The sequence below is a fragment of the Streptomyces sp. NPDC048600 genome (assembly GCF_055587025.1).
Genome location: NZ_JBVJGZ010000017.1, coordinates 67,984 through 91,510, shown reverse-complemented (window position 1 = coordinate 91,510; position 23,527 = coordinate 67,984). Strand labels below are relative to the sequence as shown.

At 72.0% G+C, this 23,527-nt stretch carries 16 protein-coding genes and 1 riboswitch; of the genes, 13 read left to right on the top strand and 3 right to left on the bottom strand.

All coding sequences use genetic code 11. From position 1 onward, the window contains the following. Window positions 1–17: 17 nt before the first annotated feature. From ACZ6SQ_RS23010 to mfd, 3 genes are all read left to right on the top strand, one after another. Window positions 18–806 carry an ABC transporter ATP-binding protein gene (locus ACZ6SQ_RS23010; protein WP_469564995.1) on the top strand — a complete coding sequence of 263 codons (789 nt, stop codon included), beginning with the start codon at window positions 18–20 and terminating at the stop codon, window positions 804–806. Beyond that, window positions 803–3,382, top strand: a complete 2,580-nt coding sequence (locus ACZ6SQ_RS23005) for an ABC transporter permease (protein ID WP_469564993.1) — start codon at window positions 803–805, stop codon at window positions 3,380–3,382. Before ACZ6SQ_RS23010 ends, ACZ6SQ_RS23005 begins: the two co-directional genes overlap by 4 nt. Window positions 3,383–3,814: 432 nt before the next feature. Next, the gene (gene mfd / locus ACZ6SQ_RS23000; protein ID WP_469564991.1) at window positions 3,815–7,348 is read left to right on the top strand and encodes a transcription-repair coupling factor; all 3,534 of its coding nucleotides are present in this window, start codon (window positions 3,815–3,817) and stop codon (window positions 7,346–7,348) included. Window positions 7,349–7,680: 332 nt separating this feature from the next. On the opposite strand, the gene ACZ6SQ_RS22995 is transcribed toward mfd, so the two are convergent. Continuing rightward, window positions 7,681–7,878 (bottom strand): antitoxin, encoded by a 198-nt coding sequence (locus ACZ6SQ_RS22995; protein ID WP_469564989.1) that lies wholly within the window; start codon window positions 7,876–7,878, stop codon window positions 7,681–7,683. Window positions 7,879–8,017: 139 nt separating this feature from the next. Here ACZ6SQ_RS22995 and ACZ6SQ_RS22990 point away from each other — a divergent pair, with 139 nt between their 5' ends. After that, window positions 8,018–8,782 carry an HNH endonuclease family protein gene (locus ACZ6SQ_RS22990; RefSeq protein ID WP_469564986.1) on the top strand — a complete coding sequence of 255 codons (765 nt, stop codon included), beginning with the start codon at window positions 8,018–8,020 and terminating at the stop codon, window positions 8,780–8,782. Window positions 8,783–8,933: 151 nt separating this feature from the next. Here the strand turns inward: ACZ6SQ_RS22990 and ACZ6SQ_RS22985 are convergent, their stop codons facing one another. Together ACZ6SQ_RS22985 and ACZ6SQ_RS22980 are read right to left on the bottom strand one after the other, a co-directional pair. Continuing rightward, entirely contained in the window at window positions 8,934–9,743 is an 810-nt protein-coding gene (locus ACZ6SQ_RS22985; protein WP_469564984.1) for a hypothetical protein, read from the bottom strand. A 162-nt stretch (window positions 9,744–9,905) separates the two neighbouring features. Continuing rightward, the gene (locus ACZ6SQ_RS22980) at window positions 9,906–10,589 is read right to left on the bottom strand and encodes a hypothetical protein (RefSeq protein ID WP_469564982.1); all 684 of its coding nucleotides are present in this window, start codon (window positions 10,587–10,589) and stop codon (window positions 9,906–9,908) included. Between the two features lie 220 nt (window positions 10,590–10,809). On the opposite strand from ACZ6SQ_RS22980, the gene ACZ6SQ_RS22975 reads away from it, so the two are divergent. The 9 genes from ACZ6SQ_RS22975 (at window position 10,810) to eno (ending at window position 23,468) form a co-directional block, all read left to right on the top strand. Beyond that, complete coding sequence (locus tag ACZ6SQ_RS22975) at window positions 10,810–13,086, top strand: HsdM family class I SAM-dependent methyltransferase (RefSeq protein WP_469565165.1); 2,277 nt, start codon at window positions 10,810–10,812, stop codon at window positions 13,084–13,086. Between the two features lie 250 nt (window positions 13,087–13,336). Beyond that, the gene (locus ACZ6SQ_RS22970; protein WP_469564980.1) at window positions 13,337–14,020 is read left to right on the top strand and encodes a hypothetical protein; all 684 of its coding nucleotides are present in this window, start codon (window positions 13,337–13,339) and stop codon (window positions 14,018–14,020) included. A gap of 38 nt (window positions 14,021–14,058) precedes the next feature. Beyond that, complete coding sequence (locus ACZ6SQ_RS22965; RefSeq protein ID WP_469565163.1) at window positions 14,059–15,543, top strand: protein kinase domain-containing protein; 1,485 nt, start codon at window positions 14,059–14,061, stop codon at window positions 15,541–15,543. Between the two features lie 206 nt (window positions 15,544–15,749). Beyond that, window positions 15,750–16,394: a SurA N-terminal domain-containing protein gene (locus ACZ6SQ_RS22960; RefSeq protein ID WP_469564978.1), complete on the top strand. Its 645-nt coding sequence runs from the start codon at window positions 15,750–15,752 to the stop codon at window positions 16,392–16,394. A 216-nt stretch (window positions 16,395–16,610) separates the two neighbouring features. Beyond that, window positions 16,611–17,678 carry a nucleoside triphosphate pyrophosphohydrolase gene (locus ACZ6SQ_RS22955; protein ID WP_469564977.1) on the top strand — a complete coding sequence of 356 codons (1,068 nt, stop codon included), beginning with the start codon at window positions 16,611–16,613 and terminating at the stop codon, window positions 17,676–17,678. A gap of 93 nt (window positions 17,679–17,771) precedes the next feature. Further along, window positions 17,772–19,118: a cytochrome P450 family protein gene (locus ACZ6SQ_RS22950; protein ID WP_469564975.1), complete on the top strand. Its 1,347-nt coding sequence runs from the start codon at window positions 17,772–17,774 to the stop codon at window positions 19,116–19,118. Between the two features lie 200 nt (window positions 19,119–19,318). Next, window positions 19,319–20,341, top strand: a complete 1,023-nt coding sequence (locus ACZ6SQ_RS22945) for a LysM peptidoglycan-binding domain-containing protein (RefSeq protein ID WP_469564973.1) — start codon at window positions 19,319–19,321, stop codon at window positions 20,339–20,341. 184 nt (window positions 20,342–20,525) lie between these two features. Next, window positions 20,526–20,704, top strand: a riboswitch (cyclic di-AMP (ydaO/yuaA leader). Between the two features lie 3 nt (window positions 20,705–20,707). Next, complete coding sequence (locus ACZ6SQ_RS22940) at window positions 20,708–21,421, top strand: transglycosylase family protein (protein WP_469564971.1); 714 nt, start codon at window positions 20,708–20,710, stop codon at window positions 21,419–21,421. 760 nt (window positions 21,422–22,181) lie between these two features. After that, window positions 22,182–23,468 carry a phosphopyruvate hydratase gene (gene eno, locus ACZ6SQ_RS22935; protein ID WP_386379163.1) on the top strand — a complete coding sequence of 429 codons (1,287 nt, stop codon included), beginning with the start codon at window positions 22,182–22,184 and terminating at the stop codon, window positions 23,466–23,468. Window positions 23,469–23,527 lie beyond the last annotated feature (59 nt).

Sequence of the window (23,527 nt, the reverse complement as noted above, 5' to 3'; positions counted from 1 at the left end):
GACTTAGGAGACATACCGTGACTTCGGCTGTGACCATTCCCGGGCACAAGAGCACTGGAGGGCGTACGGCCGTCGCCGCGCGGGCGCGACAGGTCGTCAAGGCGTACGGGTCCGGCGAGACCCGGGTCGTCGCCCTGGACCACGTCGACGTGGACATCGCACGCGGGCAGTTCACCGCGATCATGGGCCCCTCGGGCTCCGGCAAGTCCACCCTGATGCACTGCCTGGCCGGGCTCGACACCGTGACGAGCGGTCAGATCTACGTGGACGACACGGAGATCACCGCCCTGAAGGACAAGAAGCTCACCCAGCTGCGCCGGGACCGGATCGGCTTCATCTTCCAGGCCTTCAACCTGCTGCCCACCCTGAACGCCCTCGAGAACATCACGCTCCCGATGGACATCGCCGGCCGCAAGCCCGACAGGGCTTGGCTGGACCGTGTGGTGGAGACCGTCGGCCTCGCCGGCCGGCTCAAGCACCGCCCCACCCAGCTCTCCGGCGGTCAGCAGCAGCGGGTCGCCGTGGCCCGCGCGCTCGCCGCCCGGCCCGAGATCATCTTCGGTGACGAGCCGACCGGAAACCTCGACTCGCGCGCCGGCGCCGAGGTCCTCGGCTTCCTGCGCCGCTCGGTCGACGAACTCGGCCAGACCATCGTCATGGTCACCCACGACCCCGTCGCCGCCTCCTACGCCGACCGCGTGCTCTACCTCGCCGACGGCCGGATCGTCGACGAGATGCACAACCCCACCGCCGACCAGGTGCTGGACCGCATGAAGGACTTCGACGCCCGGGGGCGTACGTCATGACCGTGCTCAAGACCTCGATGCGCAACTTCTTCGCGCACAAGGGACGCATGGCCCTGTCCGCGGTGGCGGTCATGCTGTCGGTGGCGTTCGTGTGCGGCACGCTCGTGTTCACCGACACCATGAACACGACGTTCGACAAGCTGTTCGCCGCCACGTCCTCCGACGTCAGCGTCACCCCGAAGGACGCCTCCGACACCGGCGAGACCACCGCCGACAACGGCAAGCCGCCGGTCATGCCGGCCTCCGTCGCCGACAAGGTCCGCACGGTCGACGGGGTGAAGTCGGCCGAGGGCGCCGTCTTCTCCACCTCTGCCACCGTCATCGACGCCGACAAGGACAGCCTCTCTCCGTCCAGCGGCGCCCCCACCATCGTCGGCAGCTGGAACGCCAACGAGGCCCGCACCATGAAGATCTCCTCCGGCACCGCGCCGGAGGGCGCCGGCCAGGTCATGGTCGACGCGGACACCGCCGACAAGCACGACCTCGCGCTCGGCGACCCGATCTCCGTGATCACGGCCGTCGGCACGCACCGGGCGAAGATCTCCGGCATCGCCGACTTCACCGTCACCAACCCCGGCGCCGCGATCTTCTACCTCGACACCCCGACCGCCCAGCGGGCCCTCGTCGGCGCGAAGGACGTCTTTACCAACATCAACGTCACCGCCGCGGCCGGCCTGAGCGACGAGCAGGTCAAGAAGAACATCGCGGCCGCCCTCGACGGCCACTACAAGGTGCAGACCGCCAAGGAGGTCGCCGACGCCAACGCCGAGGACGTCGGCGAGTTCATGAACGTCATCAAGTACGCCATGCTCGGCTTCGCCGGGATCGCGTTCCTGGTCGGCGTCTTCCTGATCATCAACACCTTCTCCATGCTGGTCGCCCAGCGCACCCGTGAGATCGGCCTGATGCGGGCCATCGGATCGAGCCGCAAGCAGGTCAACCGGTCCGTGCTCGTCGAGGCGCTGCTGCTCGGCGTCGTCGGCTCCGTCCTCGGCGCCGCCGCCGGTGTCGGCCTCGCCATCGGCCTGATGAAGCTCATGAGCTCCATGGGCATGAACCTGTCCACGGACGATCTGACCATCGCCTGGACCACCCCCGCGATCGGTCTCGCCCTCGGCGTCGTCGTCACCGTCCTCGCCGCCTACCTGCCGGCCCGCCGCGCGGGCAGGATCTCCCCGATGGCCGCCCTGCGCGACGCGGGCACCCCCGCCGACGGCAAGGCCGGCCTCGTCCGCGCCCTCATCGGCCTCGTCCTGACCGGCGCCGGCGGAGTCGCCCTCTACCTCACCACCACCGTCGACAAGGCGAGCGAGGGCGCCCAGTTCCTCGGCCTCGGCATCGTCCTCAGCCTCATCGGCTTCGTGGTGATCGGCCCCGTCCTCGCCGGCGGCGTCGTGCGGGTCCTCAGCGCCGTACTGCTGCGGATGTTCGGGCCCGTCGGGCGCATGGCCGAGCGCAACGCCCTGCGCAACCCGCGCCGCACCGGCGCCACCGGCGCGGCCCTGATGATCGGTCTCGCCCTGGTCGCCTGTCTGTCCGTCGTCGGGTCCTCGATGGTCGCCTCCGCGACCGACGAGCTCGACAAGAGCGTCGGCACCGACTTCATCATCGGCAACGACACGGGACAGCTCCTCACTCCGCAGGCCGTGCAGGCCGTCAAGGACACCCCGGGACTCGCCCACGTCACCGAGTACAGGGGGCTGGGAGCCGACCTGCGGACCCCCGACGGCAAGACGCTGAAGAACACCGAGCTCACCGCCGCCGACCCCACCTACGCCAAGGACCTGCGCGTCGAGACCGTCCAGGGCGACCTGGCCGACGCCTACCGGCCCGACTCGATGTCGGTCCACGAGAAGTTCGCGGAGGACCACGGCGTCCGCCTCGGCTCGAAGATCACCGTCTCCTTCGGCGACGGCGACACCGCGCAGCTCACCGTCCGCGCCATCACCAGCTACGACGCCGTGATCGACAAGGGCTCCATGTACTTGGCGATCACGACGGCCGCCAAGTACGTGCCGGCCGAGAAGATGCCGCTGGACCAGATCGTCTTCGCCGCGGCGAAGGACGGCCAGGAGGCCGCCGCCTACAAGGCGCTCAAGGCCTCCCTGGAGGACTACCCGCAGTACCAGGTCCGCGACCAGACCGACTACAAGGAAGCCCTCAAGGACCAGGTCGGCCAGCTGCTGAACATGATCTACGGCCTGCTCGCCCTGGCGATCGTCGTCGCGATCCTCGGTGTGGTGAACACCCTCGCCCTGTCGGTGGTCGAGCGCACCCGGGAGATCGGCCTGATGCGGGCCATCGGCCTCTCGCGGCGCCAGCTGCGCCGGATGATCCGCCTGGAGTCGGTGGTCATCGCCCTCTTCGGCGCGCTGCTCGGCCTCGGCCTGGGCATGGGCTGGGGCGCCACCGCCCAGCAGCTCCTCGAACTGGAGGGACTGAAGGTCCTGGAGATCCCGTGGCCGACGATCACGGCCGTCTTCATCGGCTCGGCCTTCGTCGGACTGTTCGCCGCACTGATCCCGGCCTTCCGGGCGGGCCGGATGAACGTCCTGAACGCCATCGCCACGGACTAGCCGCCCGCACGGCCACGAGCCACCGCACACGGGGGTTGCGGGGGAAGGGGCCCGGCCCCGGAGTCACACCGACTCCGGGCCGGGCCCTCGCCGCGCCCCGCACCCTTCAGGGGCGCGGGGAACGGCGCGAAACCCACGACGGACCCGCGGCCGCAGAGGTGCCCTCAAGGGGCGCGGGGAACTGCGCGAGAACGACGACGGCCCGCAGCCGCAGACGACGCCCGGCCACCGCGGAGATGCCGTTCAGGGGCGCGGGGAACTGCGCGAGAACCACAACGGGCCCGCGGCCACCGACGACGACCAGCCACTCACGGCTCCCGCGGCGACCTCAACGCAAGGTGGCCACGCCCCCGTGGACGTACTCTGGGAACCCCCGGCCCGCCCCGCGCGTCGGGCCCTTCGTGTTGCCCACCCCGGACGGAAAGCCCCTCCATGAGCCTGCACGGTCTGCTCGACGCCGTCGTCAAGGACACCGCCCTCGCGGAAGCGATCAGGGCCGCCGCGGACGGCAACCGCATGCACACCGACCTCGTCGGCCCCCCGGCCACCCGCCCCTTCGCGGTGGCCGCCCTGGCCCGCGAGAGCGGCCGCACGGTCCTCGCCGTCACCGCCACCGGCAGGGAGGCGGAGGACCTCGCGGCAGCCCTGCGCTCACTGCTGCCGCCGGACGGCGTCGTGGAGTACCCCTCCTGGGAGACACTGCCGCACGAGCGGCTCAGCCCGCGCAGCGACACCGTCGGCCGCCGCCTGGCCGTGCTGCGCCGCCTCGCCCACCCCAGCACCGACGACCCCGAGACCGGCCCGGTCTCCGTCGTCGTCGCCCCCGTGCGATCCGTGCTCCAGCCGCAGGTCAAGGGGCTGGGCGACCTGGAACCGGTCGCCCTGCGGACCGGGCAGAGCGCCGACCTGAACCAGGTCGTCGAGGCCCTCGCCGCAGCCGCCTACGCGCGCGTGGAACTCGTGGAGAAGCGCGGCGAGTTCGCCGTACGCGGCGGCATCCTCGACGTGTTCCCGCCCACCGAGGAACACCCCCTGCGCATCGAGTTCTGGGGCGACGACGTCGAGGAGGTCCGCTACTTCAAGGTCGCCGACCAGCGCTCCCTGGAGGTCGCCGAGCACGGCCTGTGGGCGCCCCCGTGCCGTGAACTGCTGCTGACCGACGACGTCCGCGCCCGCGCGCAGACCCTCGCCGAACAGCACCCCGAGCTCGGCGAACTGCTCGGCAGGATCGCCGAGGGCATCGCGGTGGAGGGCATGGAGTCCCTCGCGCCCGTCCTGGTCGACGACATGGAACTGCTGATCGACGTCCTGCCCAAGGGCGCCATGGCCGTCGTCTGCGACCCGGAGCGGGTACGCACCCGGGCCGCGGACCTCGTCGCCACCAGCCAGGAGTTCCTCCAGGCGTCCTGGGCCGCCACGGCCGGCGGCGGAGAGGCGCCCATCGACGTCGGCGCGGCCTCCCTGTGGTCCATCGCGGACGTCCGCGACAGGGCCCGCGAGCTGGACATGATGTGGTGGTCCGTGTCGCCGTTCGCGGCGGACATCGAGCTGGAGGCCGACACCCTCAAGCTCGGCATGCACGCCCCCGAGACCTACCGCGGCGACACCGCCAAGGCGCTCGCCGACACCAAGGGCTGGCTCGCCGACGGCTGGCGCACCGTCTTCGTCACCGAGGGCCACGGCCCGGCCGCCCGTACCGTCGAGGTGCTCGGCGGCGAGGGCGTCGCCGCCCGCCTCGAGACGGACCTCGGCGAGATCGAGCCGTCGGTCGTGCACGTGGCCTGCGGATCCATCGACTACGGCTTCGTCCACCCCGCGCTGAAGATCGCCGTCCTCACCGAGACCGACCTGTCCGGGCAGAAGGCCGCCGGCAAGGACGGCGCCCGGATGCCCGCGCGGCGCCGCAAGACCATCGACCCGCTCACCCTGGAGCCGGGCGACTACATCGTCCACGAGCAGCACGGCGTGGGCCGCTACATCGAGATGGTCCAGCGCACCGTGCAGGGCGCCACCCGCGAGTACCTCGTCGTCGAGTACGCCCCCGCCAAGCGCGGCCAGCCCGGCGACCGCCTCTACATCCCGACCGACCAGCTGGAGCAGATCACCAAGTACGTCGGCGGCGAGGCCCCCACCCTGCACCGGCTCGGCGGCGCCGACTGGACCAAGACCAAGGCGCGCGCCAAGAAGGCGGTCAAGGAGATCGCCGCCGACCTGATCAAGCTCTACAGCGCCCGGATGGCCGCCCCCGGCCACGCCTTCGCCGGCGACTCGCCCTGGCAGCGCGAACTGGAGGACGCCTTCCCCTACGCGGAGACGCCCGACCAGCTGACCACGATCGCCGAGGTCAAGGAGGACATGGAGAAGTCGGTCCCGATGGACCGTCTGATCTGCGGCGACGTCGGCTACGGCAAGACCGAGATCGCGGTCCGCGCCGCCTTCAAGGCCGTCCAGGACGGCAAGCAGGTCGCCGTGCTGGTGCCGACCACGCTGCTGGTGCAGCAGCACTTCGGCACGTTCAGCGAGCGGTACGCGCAGTTCCCGGTGAGTGTGAAGGCGCTGTCCCGGTTCCAGACGGACAGCGAGGCGAAGGCCGTACTGGAGGGCCTGCGCGAGGGCTCCGTGGACGTCGTTATCGGCACCCACCGGCTGTTCTCCTCCGAGACCAAGTTCAAGGACCTCGGCCTGGTCATCGTCGACGAGGAGCAGCGCTTCGGCGTCGAGCACAAGGAGCAGCTGAAGAAGCTGCGCGCCAACGTCGACGTCCTGACGATGTCCGCGACACCCATCCCGCGCACCCTCGAGATGGCCGTGACCGGCATCCGTGAGATGTCCACGATCACCACGCCGCCGGAGGAACGGCACCCGGTGCTGACCTTCGTCGGGCCGTACGAGGAGAAGCAGATCGGCGCCGCGATCCGCCGCGAACTGCTGCGCGAGGGCCAGGTCTTCTACATCCACAACCGGGTGGAGTCCATCGACCGGGCGGCGGCGAGACTGCGCGAGATCGTCCCCGAGGCGCGGATCGCGACCGCGCACGGCCAGATGTCGGAGTCGGCGCTGGAGCAGGTCGTCGTCGACTTCTGGGAGAAGAAGTTCGACGTGCTCGTCTCCACGACGATCGTCGAGTCAGGCATCGACATCTCCAACGCCAACACCCTGATCGTGGAGCGCGGCGACACTTTCGGCCTCTCCCAGCTGCACCAGCTGCGCGGCCGTGTCGGCCGTGGCCGCGAGCGCGGCTACTCGTACTTCCTCTACCCGCCGGAGAAGCCGCTGACCGAGACCGCCCACGAGCGGCTCGCCACCATCGCCCAGCACACGGAGATGGGCGCGGGCATGTACGTGGCGATGAAGGACCTGGAGATCCGCGGCGCGGGCAACCTCCTCGGCGGCGAACAGTCGGGTCATATCGCGGGCGTCGGCTTCGACCTGTACGTCCGGATGGTCGGCGAGGCCGTCGCGGACTACCGGAGGCAGCTGGAGACGGGGGAGATCGAGGAGGAGCCGCCGCTGGAGGTCAAGATCGAGCTTCCCGTCGATGCGCACGTCCCCCACGACTACGCGCCCGGCGAGCGGCTGCGCCTGCAGGCCTACCGGGCCATCGCCTCCGCCAACTCGGAGGAGGACATCAAGGCGGTCCGCGAGGAACTCGTCGACCGCTACGGCAAGTTGCCCGAGCCGGTGGAGAACCTTCTGCTGGTCGCCGCGCTGCGGATGCTCGCACGGGCCTGCGGGGTCGGCGAGATCGTCCTTCAGGGCACCAACATCCGTTTCGCGCCGGTGGAGTTGCGCGAGTCCCAGGAGCTGCGGCTGAAGCGGCTGTACCCCGGGTCCGTCATCAAGCCGGCCGTGCACCAGGTGCTGGTGCCGCGTCCGAAGACGGCGAAGGTGGGCGGGAAGCCGCTGGTCGGGCGGGAGTTGCTGGGCTGGGTGGGGGAGTTCCTGGCGGCGGTGCTGGGGTCGTAGGCGCGGGGGCGTGCGGGGCGGCGCGCCGGGCGGGTGAGGGCGGTTGCAGGCCGGGCCGCCCGGCCTTCGCCGGTGCCGTCCCTCGGCCCCCGGCGCACCGACCGCCTCGCCGGACTCCTCGGCGACCCGTGGGCCGCGGTGCTGTCGTCCGGGCTGCTGCCGTCGGGGACGACGTCGGGAACCGGCAAGGCGGAGGGCCTGTCGGCAGGCCCGGGGGTCTGTCTGCCAGGCCCTGGTGTGCGCCGGGGGCGCGAGGGGCGGCGTGGCGGCCGGGGGCCGGGCCGTCCGGGCGCCGCCGGACGTGATCCGTGCGGCTCGGCCGGGCTCTGCCCCTACGGCTGCTGCCGCTGGTCGGGCGGGTTGTCGCGGTCCATGCCGAGCCTCTGCTCCATCTGCTGCTGAGCGGAGTCGACCTGGCTCTCGTACTTGTCGCCCGTCCTCTCGTTGGCCTTGCGCTCGGCCATGTCGGACATGTCCTGGGCCTTGTCCTGGGCCGCCTTGTGGTGCTTGAACCTGTCGAAGATGCCCATCCAGAGCTCCTTCCGAGGTTGACTCAGAACCGACGATACGCCCGACTTGCCTGGTATGTGCACTTAGGCCGCATCTGGTCTGGACCTCTCGCCCGCTACCGTGGCGTGCAGGCAAGGGTGTTCCAGGGGAGGGCGCGGAGTGACACGTCCAAGGGGTGGTGTCGTCGGTGCGGCGGTGGTGGCGACGGCCGCCGTGCTGCTCGTCTCGGGGTGCGAGGGCCTCGGAGAGGGCGGGTCCTCCGCCGGATCCGGACCGGCAGCGCCGGACGGACGGGCCGTCACCCCGCTCAGGAACCCGGACGGCACGAAGGCCGGACTCGCGCCCGTGACCACCGGGCAGGACAAGGCCGCCGCCCGCGAGCTCATCGAGGAGCTGAACACCAAGGGGCGGGGACCGAGGACGGGATACGAGCGCGACAGGTTCGGCTACGCCTGGATGGACACCGCGGAAGGGGTGCCACTGGCGAGGAACGGCTGTGACACCCGCAACGACCTGCTGCAACTCCACGGTCGCAACGTCCGGTTCCGGTCCGGCTCCGACTGCGTGGTCGTCTCGATGGACCTGTACGACCCCTACACCGGCAAGGACATCGCCTGGAAGAAGGCGAGGGCCACCGAGGTGCAGATAGACCACGTCGTGCCGCTTTCGTACGCCTGGCAGATGGGCGCGGCCCGCTGGGACGAGGGCAAGCGGGAGCAGTTGGCCAACGACGCCCTGAACCTGCTCCCGGTCTCGGGGCGCACGAACTCCGCCAAGGGCGACTCGGGCCCGGCGTCCTGGCTGCCCCCGAACAAGGCGATCCGCTGCTCCTACGCCGTCCGCTTCGCGCAGGTGGCCCTCAAGTACGACCTCGCGGTGACGGCGGCCGACAGGACCATGATGCTCGAGCAGTGCCGGGCCTGAACCCGTGGACCCGGTAGGTCGACATGGAGGGGCGAGGTCCGGGTGCCGGGCGCGCCGGCCCCCGGTGCGCTGCTCGCCGATGCACGGGCACGCGGTGTACGCCGAGCCGAACGTCCGGATGCGGCGGGTGTTCTGACCCCGGCGCCGGGCCTCAGCCCAGGTTGTCGAGGTCGAGGATCTCGCCCGCGGGCTTCTCGGCCGCGACCGGCTCGTCGTAGTCGCTGAAGAGGAGGCTGCCGGAGTCGTCGGCGGACCGGTTGTCGATCCGCAGGACGTACGGCGTGCCCTCGGTGGCGACGTAGAGGGTGGCGGTCTCCTTGCCGTCCTTCTCCTGGAGGGTCAGGGCCGGGCTGCCGCCGACGGTGGTGGTGGCGCCCCGGGTGGCGGAGGAGGTCCCGCCGGCCGTGCCGGTGTCGTCGCCCAGCAGGGCGTCGAGGTCGCAGAGGTCGCCGATCTCCGAGGCCTCGGAGTCCTCGGCCGTCGTCGTCCAGGTCCCGGCGAGCATGTCCACGGCCGCCTCGACGTCCTCCGCCGGCTCGCCCTTCATCTGGGCGCGCAGGAACGCCTCGTCGTAGCGCATGTAGACCGTGCCGCCGGTCTTGATCAGGTCGGTCTTCCCGCCGTCGGCGCTGAGCGAGCCGACGCAGTCGCCCTTCTTGTCCAGGGCGAGGTCGATGGTGAGCGGGCCGCCGGTGGTGTCGTCCTGCATGTCGCCCTTCACCCGCACCGACCGGGCGGCAGTGGTCGCCTCGAAGGCCTTGTCCACGATCTCGCCCGCGGAGAGCCCGGGGAAAGGCTCCTTCGCGCGGGGCGCGGCCGTGGCGGACGACGCGGCGGCCTTGTCCGACCGGCCGGCCTTGTCCGACCTGCCGGCCTGGTCGGTGTCGTCGCCGGCACAGCCGGTCAGGACGACGGCGGTCGTCGCGGCGAGGCAGAGAGCGGTGAGTGTGGTGCGGCGCATGGCTGTTCCTCGGGGGTGGTGGAGCGGGTGTGGGGAGGGGGCGGAGCGAGGGTGGGGGGTGGGCTTGCGGGGTGGCGCGCGGTCGCGCCGTGCCCTGGGTGAGGGCCGTGTTCACGGCCCGGCCGGGCGGGTCGGGGTCGCTCCCGGACCCGCCCGGCCGGGTCAGGCCTTCTTCCAGTCCTGGCAGCCGGAGGTCTTGAAGTAGGCGTCCGAGGCGCTGATCGTCACGACGGCGCTGCCGGAGACGTTGTCGTTCGCGAGGATCGAGTCGATGGAGTGCTCGGCGTCCTTGGTGCGCTCCCAGTAGCACATGTCGTCCGTGTTGCCGGTGGACTTGTAGGTGCCCGGAGCGATGTCGACGCCGACCTTGAACATGCCGCCGTCGCCGGCCATCGAGGTCGCCGCCCTGCCGCCCTTGGCGTTCGGGTCGACGGCCTCCCAGTCGCCGCAGTCGCTGGACGTGAACAGCTTGTCGGTCGGCTTGACGGTGACATAGCTGGTGCCGCTGACGTTGTCGTTCGCCAGCAGGGAGTCCACCTCGCCGGAGGCGTCCTTGGCGCGCTCCCAGTAGCACATGGCGTCGGTGTTGCCGGTGCTGCGGTAGGTGCCGGGCTTGATGTCGCCGCCGACCTGGTACTCGCCGTCGCCGTCGAGGGAGGGCTTCTTCTGCTCGGCGGCCCCGGCGCCGCCCGGCTTCTCGCCGGCGGAGACGGAGGTGCCCTTGTCGTCGCCCTTGGTGGACGAGCCGCCGGTGCCGCCCCCGTTGTCACCGGCGTTCGCCGAGACCGCGCCGATGACGACGACACCGACCACCGCACCCAGCGCGATCTTGCCCTTCATGCCCATGGCAGTTCCCCTCCCCGTAGCGGTGACTGCCTCTGATCGGCAGCCGCTCGTTCGCTGGGTCAATAAGAGCATGCACTGTGAACCGAGTCAACACGGTTCACAGTGTTGAGTGTGTACACGTGCGTGAATGCAGCACTCTTGCGTATGGCTCGTGAATCGGGGGGTCTTGCCCACGTCGGTATGCTCGACGCCACACACGGGACGAGGAGAGCGCATGCCGGTGCAGGACAACGCGACCGAGGTGACCGCCGCCGGAATCGCACGGCTCGCCGGTGTCGGCCGCGCGGCCGTGAGCAACTGGCGCCGCCGTCACGCCGACTTCCCCAAGCCCGTCGGCGGCACCGAGACCAGCCCGTCCTTCGCCCTCGCCGAGGTCGAGGGCTGGCTGCGCCGCCAGGGCAAACTCGCCGAAGTGCCCCTGCGGGAACGCGTCTGGCAGCAGCTCGCCGGCCACCCCGAGGGCCCGGTCGCCGCACTCGCGCACGCCGGCTGCGTCCTGCTCCTCATCCACGACCGGCCCACCGTCTGGCTTGAGGTGAGCGCCGGCTCCGACGAACGCCTGGCGGCGATGCTGCCGGAGGCGCTGCGGCAGGTCCTGGTGGCGCGGTTCGGGGCGGGAGCGGGCAACGCGGGAGGCGGCAGCGCTGGTGGCGGCGGTGCCGGTGGCGGTGCTGGTGGCGCGGCTGCGAACCCGCCCGGCGGCACGCCCGGAGGAGCGGCAGGCGACGCCGCTGTGAACACCTCACCCTCCCGAGGGAGCGCGACGGGTGTTCACACCGGGGGAACGGCCGCATCGGGCGGCAACGACGCCCCGGCAGTCGGCGTGAACAGCTCACGGCCTGTGAACAGTGGTCGACCCGTCAACACCGCAGGCGCCGTTCACATCCCCACCGGCCCCGAGATCCTCCCTTCCACCCCTCTCCTGCGTGGTGCGGCCGAACTGGCCGCCGAACTGGGCGCCCGGCAGACCTTCGAGTTCCTGCTCGGCCGCCACCTCGACGCCAATCCGCGCCAGTACACCCTCACCCCCGCCGAACTCGCCCGCCTCATGGCCGAGCTGGCCGGCCCCGCCCGCTCCGTCCTCGACCCGGCCTGCGGCACCGGCGCCCTGCTGCGCGCCGTGGCGGACCGCCCGGACCAGGAGCTGTACGCCCAGGACAGCGCACCCGAACTGGCGGCGCTCACCGCCCTGCGGCTCGCCCTGCACACCCACGCCGCCGTGCGCGGCGCCACGGGCGACACCCTGCGCGCCGACGCCTTCGCCGGGCTGCGCGCCGACGCCGTCGTGTGCCACCCGCCGTTCAACGAACGCAACTGGGGCCACGACGAACTCGCCTACGACCCGCGCTGGGAGTACGGCTTCCCCGCCCGCACCGAGTCCGAGCTGGCCTGGGTCCAGCACGCCCTCGCCCGGCTGCGCGAGGGCGGCACCGCCGTGCTGCTGATGCCGCCCGCCGCCGCCTCCCGCCGTTCTGGCCGCCGGATCCGGGCCGACCTGCTGCGGCGCGGCGCGCTGCGCGCGGTCCTCGCCCTGCCCGTCGGCGCCGCGCCGCCCTACAACATCCCCCTGCACCTGTGGGTGCTGCACCGGCCCGGCCGCACGCCCGCGCAGCCCGAGGTGCTGCTCGCGGACGCCGGACAGTTCGCCGGCGAGGGACGGGGCGGCCCCGACTGGCGCGCGGTGCAGGAGGCCGTGCTGGGCGCCTGGCGCGCCTTCGACCGCGACGGCACCGTCGAGGGCCGGCCCGGCGTGGCCCGTTCGGTGCCCGTCATCGAACTCCTCGACGACGACGTCGACCTGGCCCCCGCCCGCCACCTCCCGCCCCCGGCTGCGGCCGACGGCGCCGAGCAGCTCACCGCCGTGCGCGAGCGCCTGGACGAGACCCTGCGCCTGACGGCCGACCTCACCCCCGCGGCGTCGGGTGCCGCGCAGTCCGCGCGCTGGCCGCTGACGACCGTCGGCGAACTCGCGCGCGGCGGCGCCGTCGCCCTGCGCACGGGCGGAAACGGCGGCCACGCGCGCGTGCCCGTCCTCACCGACCACGACGTGCTGGCCGGAACCGCGCCCTCCGGCACGCTGCCCGAGAGCGACGAGGAGGCCGTGCTGACCGAGCCCGGTGACGTGGTCGTGCCGGTGCTCGGGGGCGGCTCGGTGGCGCGCGTCGTCGACGAGGCGACCGCGGGCGCCGCCCTCGGGCGCAACCTCGCCCTGCTGCGTCCCGACCCCACGGCACTGGACCCCTGGTTCCTGGCCGGCTTCCTCCGCGGCACCGCCAACAACCGCCAGGCCAGCAGCTACGCCTCCACCGCCACCCGGCTCGACGTACGGCGGCTGCAGCTGCCCCGGCTCCAGCTGGACGAACAGCGGCGTTACGGCGCGCGGTTCCGCGCCCTGGACGAGTTCGAACGGGCGCTGCGGCTCGCCGGCCGACTCGGGGAACAGCTCGTGCGCGGGATGTACGACGGCCTGACGGACGGTTCGGTGACACCGGACTGAGGCGGCCGCGTCCCGGCGGGCTCGGTACGCCCGCGACCGGCCCCGCCACCCGGCCCCCGGCGGCCCCCGCGCGCACCACCCGCCGCACCCCGCCGCCGTACGACGTGATCAGCACGACAACGGTTCGGTACAACCCGGGACCGGTTGTCCTTGTCGGCCTATACGCTCGAAGCGACAATCACCGGACCGGCGTTGCCCGACGCCGGCCGCTTTCCGTAGGCCCGTCCCAGGGCACAGGCAAGGAGCTGTCATGCATGGCCACGGCTACACGCAGCCGTCGAGGCAGCCGCCCCCGACCGGGTGGCTGGTCTTTCTGCGCGTGCTGTTCGTGGCGATCTCGGTCCTCAGTCTCGGGTTCCTCACGTGGACGATGCTGCTGCGGCTGGCGATCGTCACGCGCAAGTCGCTGGACTGGGGCCTGTTCGTGGCCGTGCTGGCCGTCGACGTCCTGGCGGTCGTGCTGCTCGGCACGGAGCCCGGCGAGGAGATCCACACGGCCGGCGGCTGGACCGGACTCGCCCTGCTGCTGGGCACGCTCGTGGTGGTGATCGCGTACTACCTCGCCGCGGACGTACGCCACTTCCACCAGCTGCGTTACGGCACGTACGGCACCCAGCCGTCGTACGGCTACCCGCCCGCGCCGACGGGTTACGCCCCGGGTACGGCCACCACCGTGCAGCACCCGCCCGTCGCTCCGAGGATGCCGGGCCCGCAGCACACGCCGGTACCGAACCAGGGCCCGGTCCCGAACACCCCCGGCGGCCCGCACACCCCGCCCCCGATGCCCGCTGCCCCCGCGCCCCCGGCGCACACCCCGCCGGCCCAGCGCCCCGGCCCGGCCCGTATCGACCAGGTGCGCGCCGAGCTCGACGAGCTCAGCAACTACCTGCGCAACCACGACGGCCAGGACGGCCGGCCCGAGGGCGGAAGGTGAACGTCACGGCAGGGCGAGTCGTCGCCGACCGCTATCAGCTGGCCACGCTCATCGGGCAGGGCGGCATGGGCCAGGTGTGGACGGCGTACGACCAGAGGCTCGACCGGCGCGTGGCGGTGAAGCTGCTGCGCCCCGACAAGGTGGCCGGCCAGGAGGCCGACGAGCTGCGCCGCCGTTTCGTGCGCGAGTGCCGGGTGACCGCCCAGGTCGACCACCCCGGCCTGGTGACGGTGCACGACGCGGGCAGCGAGGGCGAGGAGCTGTTCCTCGTCATGCAGTACGTCGACGGGGCCGACCTCTCCGACCATCTCGCCGAGCACGACCCGTATCCGTGGCAGTGGGCGGTGGCGGTCGCCGCGCAGTTGTGCGCCGTACTGAGCGCCGTGCACGCCGTGCCGATCGTCCACCGCGACCTCAAGCCGCGCAACGTGATGGTGAAGCAGGACGGCACGGTCACCGTCCTCGACCTCGGCGTCGCCTCCGTCATGGACACCGACACCACGCGCCTGACGCACACCGGCTCGCCCATCGGATCGCCCGCCTACATGGCGCCGGAACAGGCGATGGGCGGAGCGGTCGGCCCGTACACGGACCTGTACGCGCTCGGTGTGCTGATGCACGAACTGCTCAGCGGGAACGTTCCGTTCGCCGGCTCCACCGCGCTCGGCGTGCTGCACCGCCACCTCTACGAGCCCCCGCTGCCGGTGCGGCGGCTGCGCCCGGAGGTGCCGGAGGCGCTGGAGTCCCTCGTCCTGCGCCTGCTCGCGAAGGACCCGCAGCACCGCCCCGGCTCCGCGCAGGAGGTGTACGAGGAGCTCTCCTCGCTGCTGCCCCCGCGCGGCATGCCCACGGGCGCGCCCCTCGACCCCACGCGCCCCTTCCTGCGCCCGCACGCCCCCTGGCCGGACCGTGCGCGCACGCCCGCGCCCCAGCCCGCCCCGGTCGCGTCCGTCGAGGAGCGGCCCGACGTCGCCCGCGCGGTCGACGAGGTCAAGCGGCTGCTCGGCGAGGGACGCATCACCCAGGCCGTCGACATCCTCGGCGCGATCCTGCCGGCCGCCGCCGAGCAGCACGGCGAGCACTCCCCGGTCGTCCGCACCCTGCGCAAGCAGTACGCCGCCACGCTGATGGACGACGGCCAGTACCGGCGCGCCCTGCCCGAGCTGCGCCGGCTCGCCGACGAACGCGCCGCCGAGGCCGGCCAGGCCGACCCGCAGTCCCTGCGCTACCGCTACGACGCCGCCCAGTGCCTGGAACAGCTCGGCGAACCGGCCGCCGCGCTCGCCGCCTACCGCGAGCTGCTGCCGTACTACGAGAACCAGTACGTCTCCGGCGACCCCGAGCTCGCCCACGACGTCCGCCGCCGCATCGGCCATCTGCTGCTCGCCCTCGGCGACCGGGGCGCCGCGCACGACACCCTCGTACGGCTGCTGCACGACGTGGAGCGGCTGCGCGGGCCCGGGCATCCGCTGGCCGCGGACGTCCGCCGCACCCTCCAGTGGCTGGGGCAGGTGCGCGGCTGACGCGCACCCTCCGGAGGCCGGGACGGGCACCGGAGGCGCACCTCGCGTCCCTCGGAACACTCGCGTCCCGCACGCGCGCGTGCGGGACGGTGCCCGAAGTCCCGGTGAATCGTTGGTCGAATGGGTTGGCCAGAGCTGTGCCGCTGCCTACCATCGATCATCGCAAGACTTTGTGCACCGTCGCACAATCTCCTCGGGAGGTTCCCTTGCACCGCCGCCGTCGCACCGCGCTCGTCCTCACCGCAGCGATCGCCGCCGCGGCTCCTCTGCTCACCGCCTGCGGAAACGATGCGCACCCCGGCGCGGCCGCCGTCGTCGGAGGCCAGCGGATCACCGTCTCGCAGCTGGAGAACCGGGTCGAGGAGGTCCGTGACGCCCAGCGCGCGGCGGTGCCGGACGACGCGCAGTACGCCCAGGTCGTCGCCAGGACCGGCACGCTCACCCGCGACACCCTCCACGGCATGGTCCTCGACCAGGTCCTGCACCGCGCCGCCGAGGACGCGGGCATCACCATCAGCCGCAAGGAGGTCCAGCAGATGCGGGCCGGCCTCGAGCAGCAGGCCGGTGGCGCCGACGCCCTGCGGACGGCCTGGCTCCAGCAGTACTCCGTCGCACCGGAGCGCCTCGACGAGAACCTCCGGCTCCAGCTGGAGGCCCAGAAGCTCGCCGAGAAGCTCGGTACGGACACCAGCCAGCCCGCCTTCTGGAAGGCCCTCTCCGAGGCCTCCGAGGAACTCGACATCGACCTGAACCCGCGCTACGGCACCTGGGACACCCAGAAGGTGGGCCGCGTCGACGCGAAGACGCCGTGGGTGCGGGACGTCACGACCGGGGCCCAGCAGCCCGCGTGACGGTGCCGGTGTAGGCGTGGGTGTCGAGGTCGATGCCGGTGGGTGTCGGTGGTGGCGGGCCGGAGCGTGGGGCCCGCCGCCTGCCCGTCCGCCGGGCCTCGGGCCCACCCCCGGCGCGATCACCGATCCGCACGGGCAGGCGGATGATGTGATGATCACCCCCACCCTGTGGACAACGCCCGACACCGTCCCGACGGCTTGAGTTACGTTCGGATCGTGAACGCAACCAGCATCGAAGCCACCCCGGACCCCCGGGAGCCGCAGGAGTCCGAGGAGTCCCCGAAGCCCGACGACACCCCCGGCCGCATCGTCCTGCTCACCACCAGCCACCGTGTCGCCCCCGGCCTGCTGTCCTGGCCCGCATGGCAGGCCCTGCACTCCGCCGACGAGGTGCTGTGCGCGGACGGCGCCCATCCGCAGCTGCCGTATCTGCGCGAGGCGGGGATAGCCGTGGCCGAGGCGTCCCCGACCGCCGAGGAACTGGTGGACGCGTGCGTCGGCGGGCACACCGTGGTGGTCGTGGCGACCGGCGAGGGCGAACCGGCCCTCACCGACGGCCTCGCCCGCCTCGCCGGCTCCGGCCGGGTGCGGATGCCCGAGCTGGAACTGCTCCCCGCCTCCTACGACCTGCCCGGCGCACGGCTCCTCGACCTCGTGCAGGTCATGGACCGCATCCGCGCCGAGTGCCCCTGGTCGTCCCGGCAGACCCACGAGGGCCTGACGAAGTACGGCATAGAAGAGGCGTACGAACTGGTCGAGGCGATCGAGGAGGGCGACCGCGACGAACTGCGCGAGGAGCTCGGCGACGTCCTGCTCCAGGTCGTCTTCCACGCACGGATCGCGGAGGAGCACCCCGAGGCCCCGTTCTCCATCGACGACGTGGCCGGCGGCATCGTCGCCAAGCTCATCCACCGCCACCCGCACGTCTTCGGCGACGAGACGGCCAGCACGCCCGAGGAGGTCAAGGAGCACTGGCTGCGCACCAAGGCCGTCGAGAAGCGCCGCACCTCCGTGACCGAGGGCATCCCGCTTCACCAGCCGGGCCTTGCACTCGCCGCGAAGCTGTCCTCCCGGGCCCGCACCGCCGGACTGGACGTCCCCCTGCCCGGCACCGACGCCATCGGTTACGAGCTGCTGGCTCTCGCTGTGCGCGCCGAGTCCGAGGGAGTCGACCCGGAGGCGGCCCTGAGAGCGGCGGCCCGTGCCTACCGCGACGCGATACGCGAGGCGGAGGCGGCCGGCGCACCGGCCGAAGGGGAGGACGGGCTCGAGGGGGAGGGCTGACTACCTGACGGGAGGCCGGGCGTCGTGGGGATGGCTGACGACCCGACGGGTGGGCCGGTCCGAGGGGGAGGACCGACCCGATACCGTCGGTCGGTGACCAACCAGCCCCACCCCACCGGCCCCACACCCACCGGCCCCACCCCCGACGGCACGGCCCCCGCCGCCCCCGAACTCTTCAGCTGGGAGTTCGCGGCCAACCCCTACCCCGCCTACGCCTGGCTCCGCGAGCACGCGCCCGTGCACCGCACGCGGCTGCCCAGCGGGGTGGAGGCCTGGCTGGTCACGCGGTACGCCGATGCCAAGCAGGCGCTGGCGGACGCGCGGCTGTCGAAGAACCCGGAGCATCACGACGAACCGGCGCACGCCAAGGGGAAGACCGGCATCCCCGGCGAGCGCAAGGCCGAGCTGATGACGCATCTGCTCAACATCGACCCGCCGGACCACACCAGGCTCCGGCGGCTGGTGAGCAAGGCGTTCACACCACGCCGGGTCGCGGAGTTCGCGCCGCGGGTGCAGGAACTGACCGACCAGCTGATCGACCGGTTCGCGGCGCGCGGCTCGGCCGACCTCATCCACGAGTTCGCCTTCCCCCTGCCCATCTACGCCATTTGCGACATGCTGGGCGTTCCGCGCGAGGACCAGGACGACTTCCGGGACTGGGCGGGCATGATGATCCGCCACGGCGGCGGGCCGCGCGGCGGGGTCGCACGGTCGGTGAAGAAGATGCGCGGTTATCTCGCCGAGCTCATCCACCGCAAGCGGGAGGCGCTGCCGGAGACCGCGGAGGCGGGGGAGGACCTCATCTCCGGCCTCATCCGCGCCTCCGACCACGGTGAGCACCTCACCGAGAACGAGGCGGCGGCGATGGCGTTCATCCTCCTGTTCGCCGGGTTCGAGACCACGGTCAACCTCATCGGGAACGGGACGTACGCGCTGCTCACCCACCCCGGTGAGCGGGAGCGGCTGCAGCGGTCCCTCGCTGCGGGGGAGAGCGGGCTGCTCGCGACCGGAGTGGAGGAACTGCTGCGCTACGACGGCCCGGTGGAGCTGGCGACCTGGCGGTTCGCCACCCGGCCGCTGACGATCGGCGGGCAGGACATCGCGGCCGGCGACCCGGTGCTGGTGGTGCTGGCGGCGGCGGACCGCGACCCGGAGCGGTTCACCGACCCGGATCTGCTGGACCTCGCGCGCCGCGACAACCAGCACCTGGGATACGGGCACGGCATCCACTACTGCCTCGGCGCCCCGCTCGCCCGGCTGGAGGGGCAGACCGCGCTGGCCACCCTGCTCACCCGGCTGCCGGACCTGCGACTGGCCGCGGATCCGGAGGAGTTGCGCTGGCGCGGCGGCCTCATCATGCGGGGCCTGCGCACACTGCCGGTCGAGTTCACGCCCGTGGACCCGCCGGAACCGGCCGACCAGGTGCGCCAATCCCTATAGACCGGGGCAACCCGACCGTGCCGTCCGCCGTACGGAACTGACGCGGGCAAATGTGACACACCATCAACACTGTGATCTTCACGTGATCTGCGCGGCATGAACTTGTGACAAGTGATCGTCTGCCTATACGTTCACCCATCAGCGCGGCGCCTCGCAGTACCCGCCGTGCAGGTCGTTGCTGTCGCCCGAAAGGTCTCCGCATGCTCTCCGGGAACGGTCGTCACCGTCGCCCCCGTCAGGCTCCGGCTCTTGTCGTCGCGGCAGGAGTGACCGGCTCTGCCATCGCCATCCCGCTGCTGGGCGCCTCCGGCGCGAGCGCGGCGGACGCTTCCACCTGGGACCGGGTCGCGGAGTGCGAGACGGGAGGGGCGTGGAGCGCGAACGACGGGTACGGACAGTACGGCGGGCTGAGGCTGAGCCAGCTCGACTGGGACAGCTACGGCGGGCTGGAGTACGCCCCGGGTCCCGACCAGGCGAGCCGGCGTCAGCAGATAGCCGTCGCCGAGCGCGTTCTCGCGGACCAGGGTGTCGCGGCGTGGCCGACGTGCGGTCCGCTCGTGGGGCTCACGGCCGACTCGGGCCAGGCGGACGCCGACACCGGCGTCGACGGGGATGGTTCGGGACTTTCGGGATTGACCGACACTTCCGATTCGTCGGGTTCGTCGGGTTCGGGCTCGGGCGACGACTCGGACGGTGACTCCGGCTCCTCGGAGACCGGTTCGGGCAATTCGAGCAACTCGACCAAGTCGGACAGTTCCGCCACTTCGGACTCCGACTCCGAGGCCGACGGAACCGGCTCCGCGTCGTCGAGTCCGTCCCGGGAGGCCGACGGCTCCGGGGCGGGTGACTCCGAGGATTCGGACAAGTCCGGCGAGAACGGTGCCTCTTCGGACAGTTCGGCCGGGGACGGTACCGGTCGGCATCGGGGCGCGAGCGCCGAGGAGGGTGCGGGTGCCGACGGCGAGGTGGCCGCCGAGGACGGCCGCAACGGCGACACGGCGGGCCGTCACGCCTCGCGCAGCGGCGCTGCCGCGCGTGACGCCGCCGACGGCGAGTACACCGTCCGGGAGGGCGACAGTCTCTGGGGCATCGCCGACTCCCTTGAGCTCCAGGGCGGATGGTCGGAGCTGTACGCCGGTAACCGCGAGACGATCGGTGTCGATCCGAACCTCATCGTGCCCGGTCAGAAGCTTGCGGTAGGTGTCGAACCGGGCGAAAAGTAGCGGGAGTTCACGTCACGGTTCGATGGCTAATGTCCGTTTTGGTGAAAGTGTGGGATGAGTCTCAGACGCCCTGATCGTCTTTGAAATTCCGCCGATCGCGTGTCTACGGTCGTGACCGCTCGCCAACGTGAGCCCCGGTCGCCGCAACGCCGAATCCTGCCAGCGGCGCCATCCGGGAACAGTCGTCGCGTAAGCGCCGTAGGCAGGAGCGGGGGACCCAAGGTAAGTGCCGGGCCCGGCAGTTGAGGTGACTCGACGCCGGAACCGGCTTGGGGTGAAGCCGCGCACCGAGGAGTGCGCGGCCGGGCAACTCAACCGGCCCGAACCCGACAGCTCACCTCGCAGGCGTCGGTGAGGGGATCCTCCATGCTGTTTTCCGGCAAGGGCAAGCACCGTCGTCCGTCCAAGGCCACTCGCGCCATCGCCATCGCCGGTGTGACCGGCGCCGCGGTCGCCGCCCCGCTGATCGCGGCCGGCGGCGCCTCCGCCGCCACGTCCTCCGAGTGGGACGCCGTCGCCCAGTGCGAGTCCGGTGGCAACTGGTCCATCAACACCGGCAACGGCTACTACGGCGGTCTCCAGTTCTCGGCCTCCACCTGGGCCGCCTACGGCGGCACGCAGTACGCCGCCACCGCCGACCAGGCGAGCAAGTCCCAGCAGATCCAGATCGCCGAGAAGGTCCTCGCGGGCCAGGGCAAGGGTGCCTGGCCGGTCTGCGGCGTCGGCCTGTCGAGCGCCGCGTACGACGGTGGCTCCGCCGCCCCGGCCGCCCCCGCGCAGCCGGAGTCGCAGCCGAGCACCAGCACCGACACCCGCTCGACCGAGCAGCAGAGCGCCTCCCGTTCGCAGGAGCGCCCCGCCGTCAAGAAGTCGGCCGCGAAGAAGACCGTCACCACCCCGACCGGCAAGAAGGTCAAGAAGGGTGACGGCGAGTACAAGGTCGTCAAGGGCGACAGCCTCAGCGCGATCGCCGAGAAGCACAAGGTCAAGGGTGGCTGGCAGAAGCTGTTCAAGCTGAACCAGGACATCGTCGACGACGCGGACTTCATCTACCCGGGTCAGCAGCTGCACCTGAAGTAGTCCGCCGCGCGGCCGCCGCGGCCCGGCCCCCACCGGGCCCCGGCCGCACCCGGCCCCCGGACTGTCCCGGCCCCCACCGGACGGCCCGGACCGCCCCGGACCGCTCTCGATCCCCCAGGGCCGCTCCCATCCCCAGGGCCGCTCAGGCCCCGGGTCCCAGGGCCGCTCAAGCCCCCGGGCCCCCGGGACGTCCTCGGCGTCACGAGGTCACCCCGCCCCCACGGACCCCCGGGTCCGTTGGGTCACCTCCGCCCCGTCTCCCCCCACCGGCCGTCCCGGCCCGCGGGGTCGCCCGTCCCCACAGGCCTCCCGGCCTGACGGTGCCGCCCCCGTCCCCCATATCTCCGCCCCGGCGCGTCTTCCCCCGTACGCGCCGGGGCGGAGTCATGTCCGGACGCCTGTCCCGCCCGCGGCGCGCCCGCCCCGAGCCGCTCGGCGCCACCCGCGACACCTCGCCCGCACAGGCCCACCCCACAGGCCCACCCCGCAGGCCCACCCCGCAGACCCACCCCACCGAGCCGCTCCGCCGCCACCGGCGACGGCCCCCGAGCCACCCCTCGGTCGCCCACCCCCGCCTCCGGCCCCGTTTCCGCCAAGTTCGGAGACGTATCCGGGAAAGCTTTTGTTCCGTTCGGAAACAATTTACTCTCGGTTCCGTCCACGTGATGAGCCATCGGCTGGCCGATCGGCCGGAGCCGGTTAGGCTCGTCTCGCAGAGCCACACCCGCGGCCTGCCCATCGCGTCACATCCATGAAGGAGATGCTCGTGCCGTCCATCGACGTCGTCGTAGCCCGGGAAATCCTGGACTCCCGAGGCAACCCCACGGTCGAGGTCGAGGTCGGCCTCGACGACGGCAGCACGGGTCGTGCCGCCGTTCCGTCCGGTGCCTCCACCGGTGCCTTCGAGGCCATCGAGCTCCGTGACGGCGACCCCAACCGCTACCTCGGCAAGGGTGTCGAGAAGGCCGTCCTCGCCGTGATCGAGCAGATCGGCCCGGAGCTCGTCGGCTACGACGCCACCGAGCAGCGCCTGATCGACCAGGCGATGTTCGACCTGGACGCCACCGACAACAAGGGCTCGCTCGGCGCCAACGCCATCCTCGGCGTCTCCCTCGCCGTCGCCCACGCCGCCTCCGAGGCCAGCGACCTGCCGCTCTTCCGCTACCTGGGCGGCCCGAACGCGCACCTGCTGCCCGTTCCGATGATGAACATCCTGAACGGCGGCTCGCACGCCGACTCCAACGTGGACATCCAGGAGTTCATGATCGCCCCCATCGGCGCGGAGTCCTTCTCCGAGGCCCTGCGCTGGGGCGCCGAGGTCTACCACACCCTCAAGAAGGTGCTGAAGACCAAGGGCCTGTCCACCGGCCTCGGCGACGAGGGCGGCTTCGCCCCGAACCTGGAGTCCAACCGCGCCGCCCTGGACCTCATCCTCGAGGCCATCAAGGAGGCCGGTTACACCCCCGGCGAGCAGATCGCCCTCGCCCTCGACGTGGCCGCGTCCGAGTTCTACAAGGACGGCGTCTACACCTTCGAGGGCAAGGAGCGCTCCGCCGCCGAGATGACCGAGTACTACGCCGAGCTCGTCGAGGCGTACCCGCTCGTCTCCATCGAGGACCCGCTGTTCGAGGACGACTGGGCCGGCTGGAAGATCATCACCGACAAGCTGGGCGACAAGGTCCAGATCGTCGGCGACGACCTCTTCGTCACCAACCCCGAGCGTCTCGCCCGCGGCATCGAGGAGGGCACCGCCAACGCCCTGCTCGTCAAGGTGAACCAGATCGGCTCGCTGACCGAGACCCTGGACGCCGTCGAGATGGCCCAGCGCAACGGCTTCAAGTGCATGATGTCCCACCGCTCCGGCGAGACCGAGGACGTCACCATCGCCGACCTCGCCGTCGCCGTGAACTGCGGTCAGATCAAGACCGGCGCCCCGGCCCGCTCGGACCGCGTCGCCAAGTACAACCAGCTGCTGCGCATCGAGGAGATCCTCGACGACGCCGCGGTGTACGCCGGCCGCAGCGCCTTCCCGCGCTTCAAGGGCTGAGGCCCGCCCGGGCCGGCAGGCTCGACGCACGGCTGAGCCACCGCCTCGTATGAGGCGTC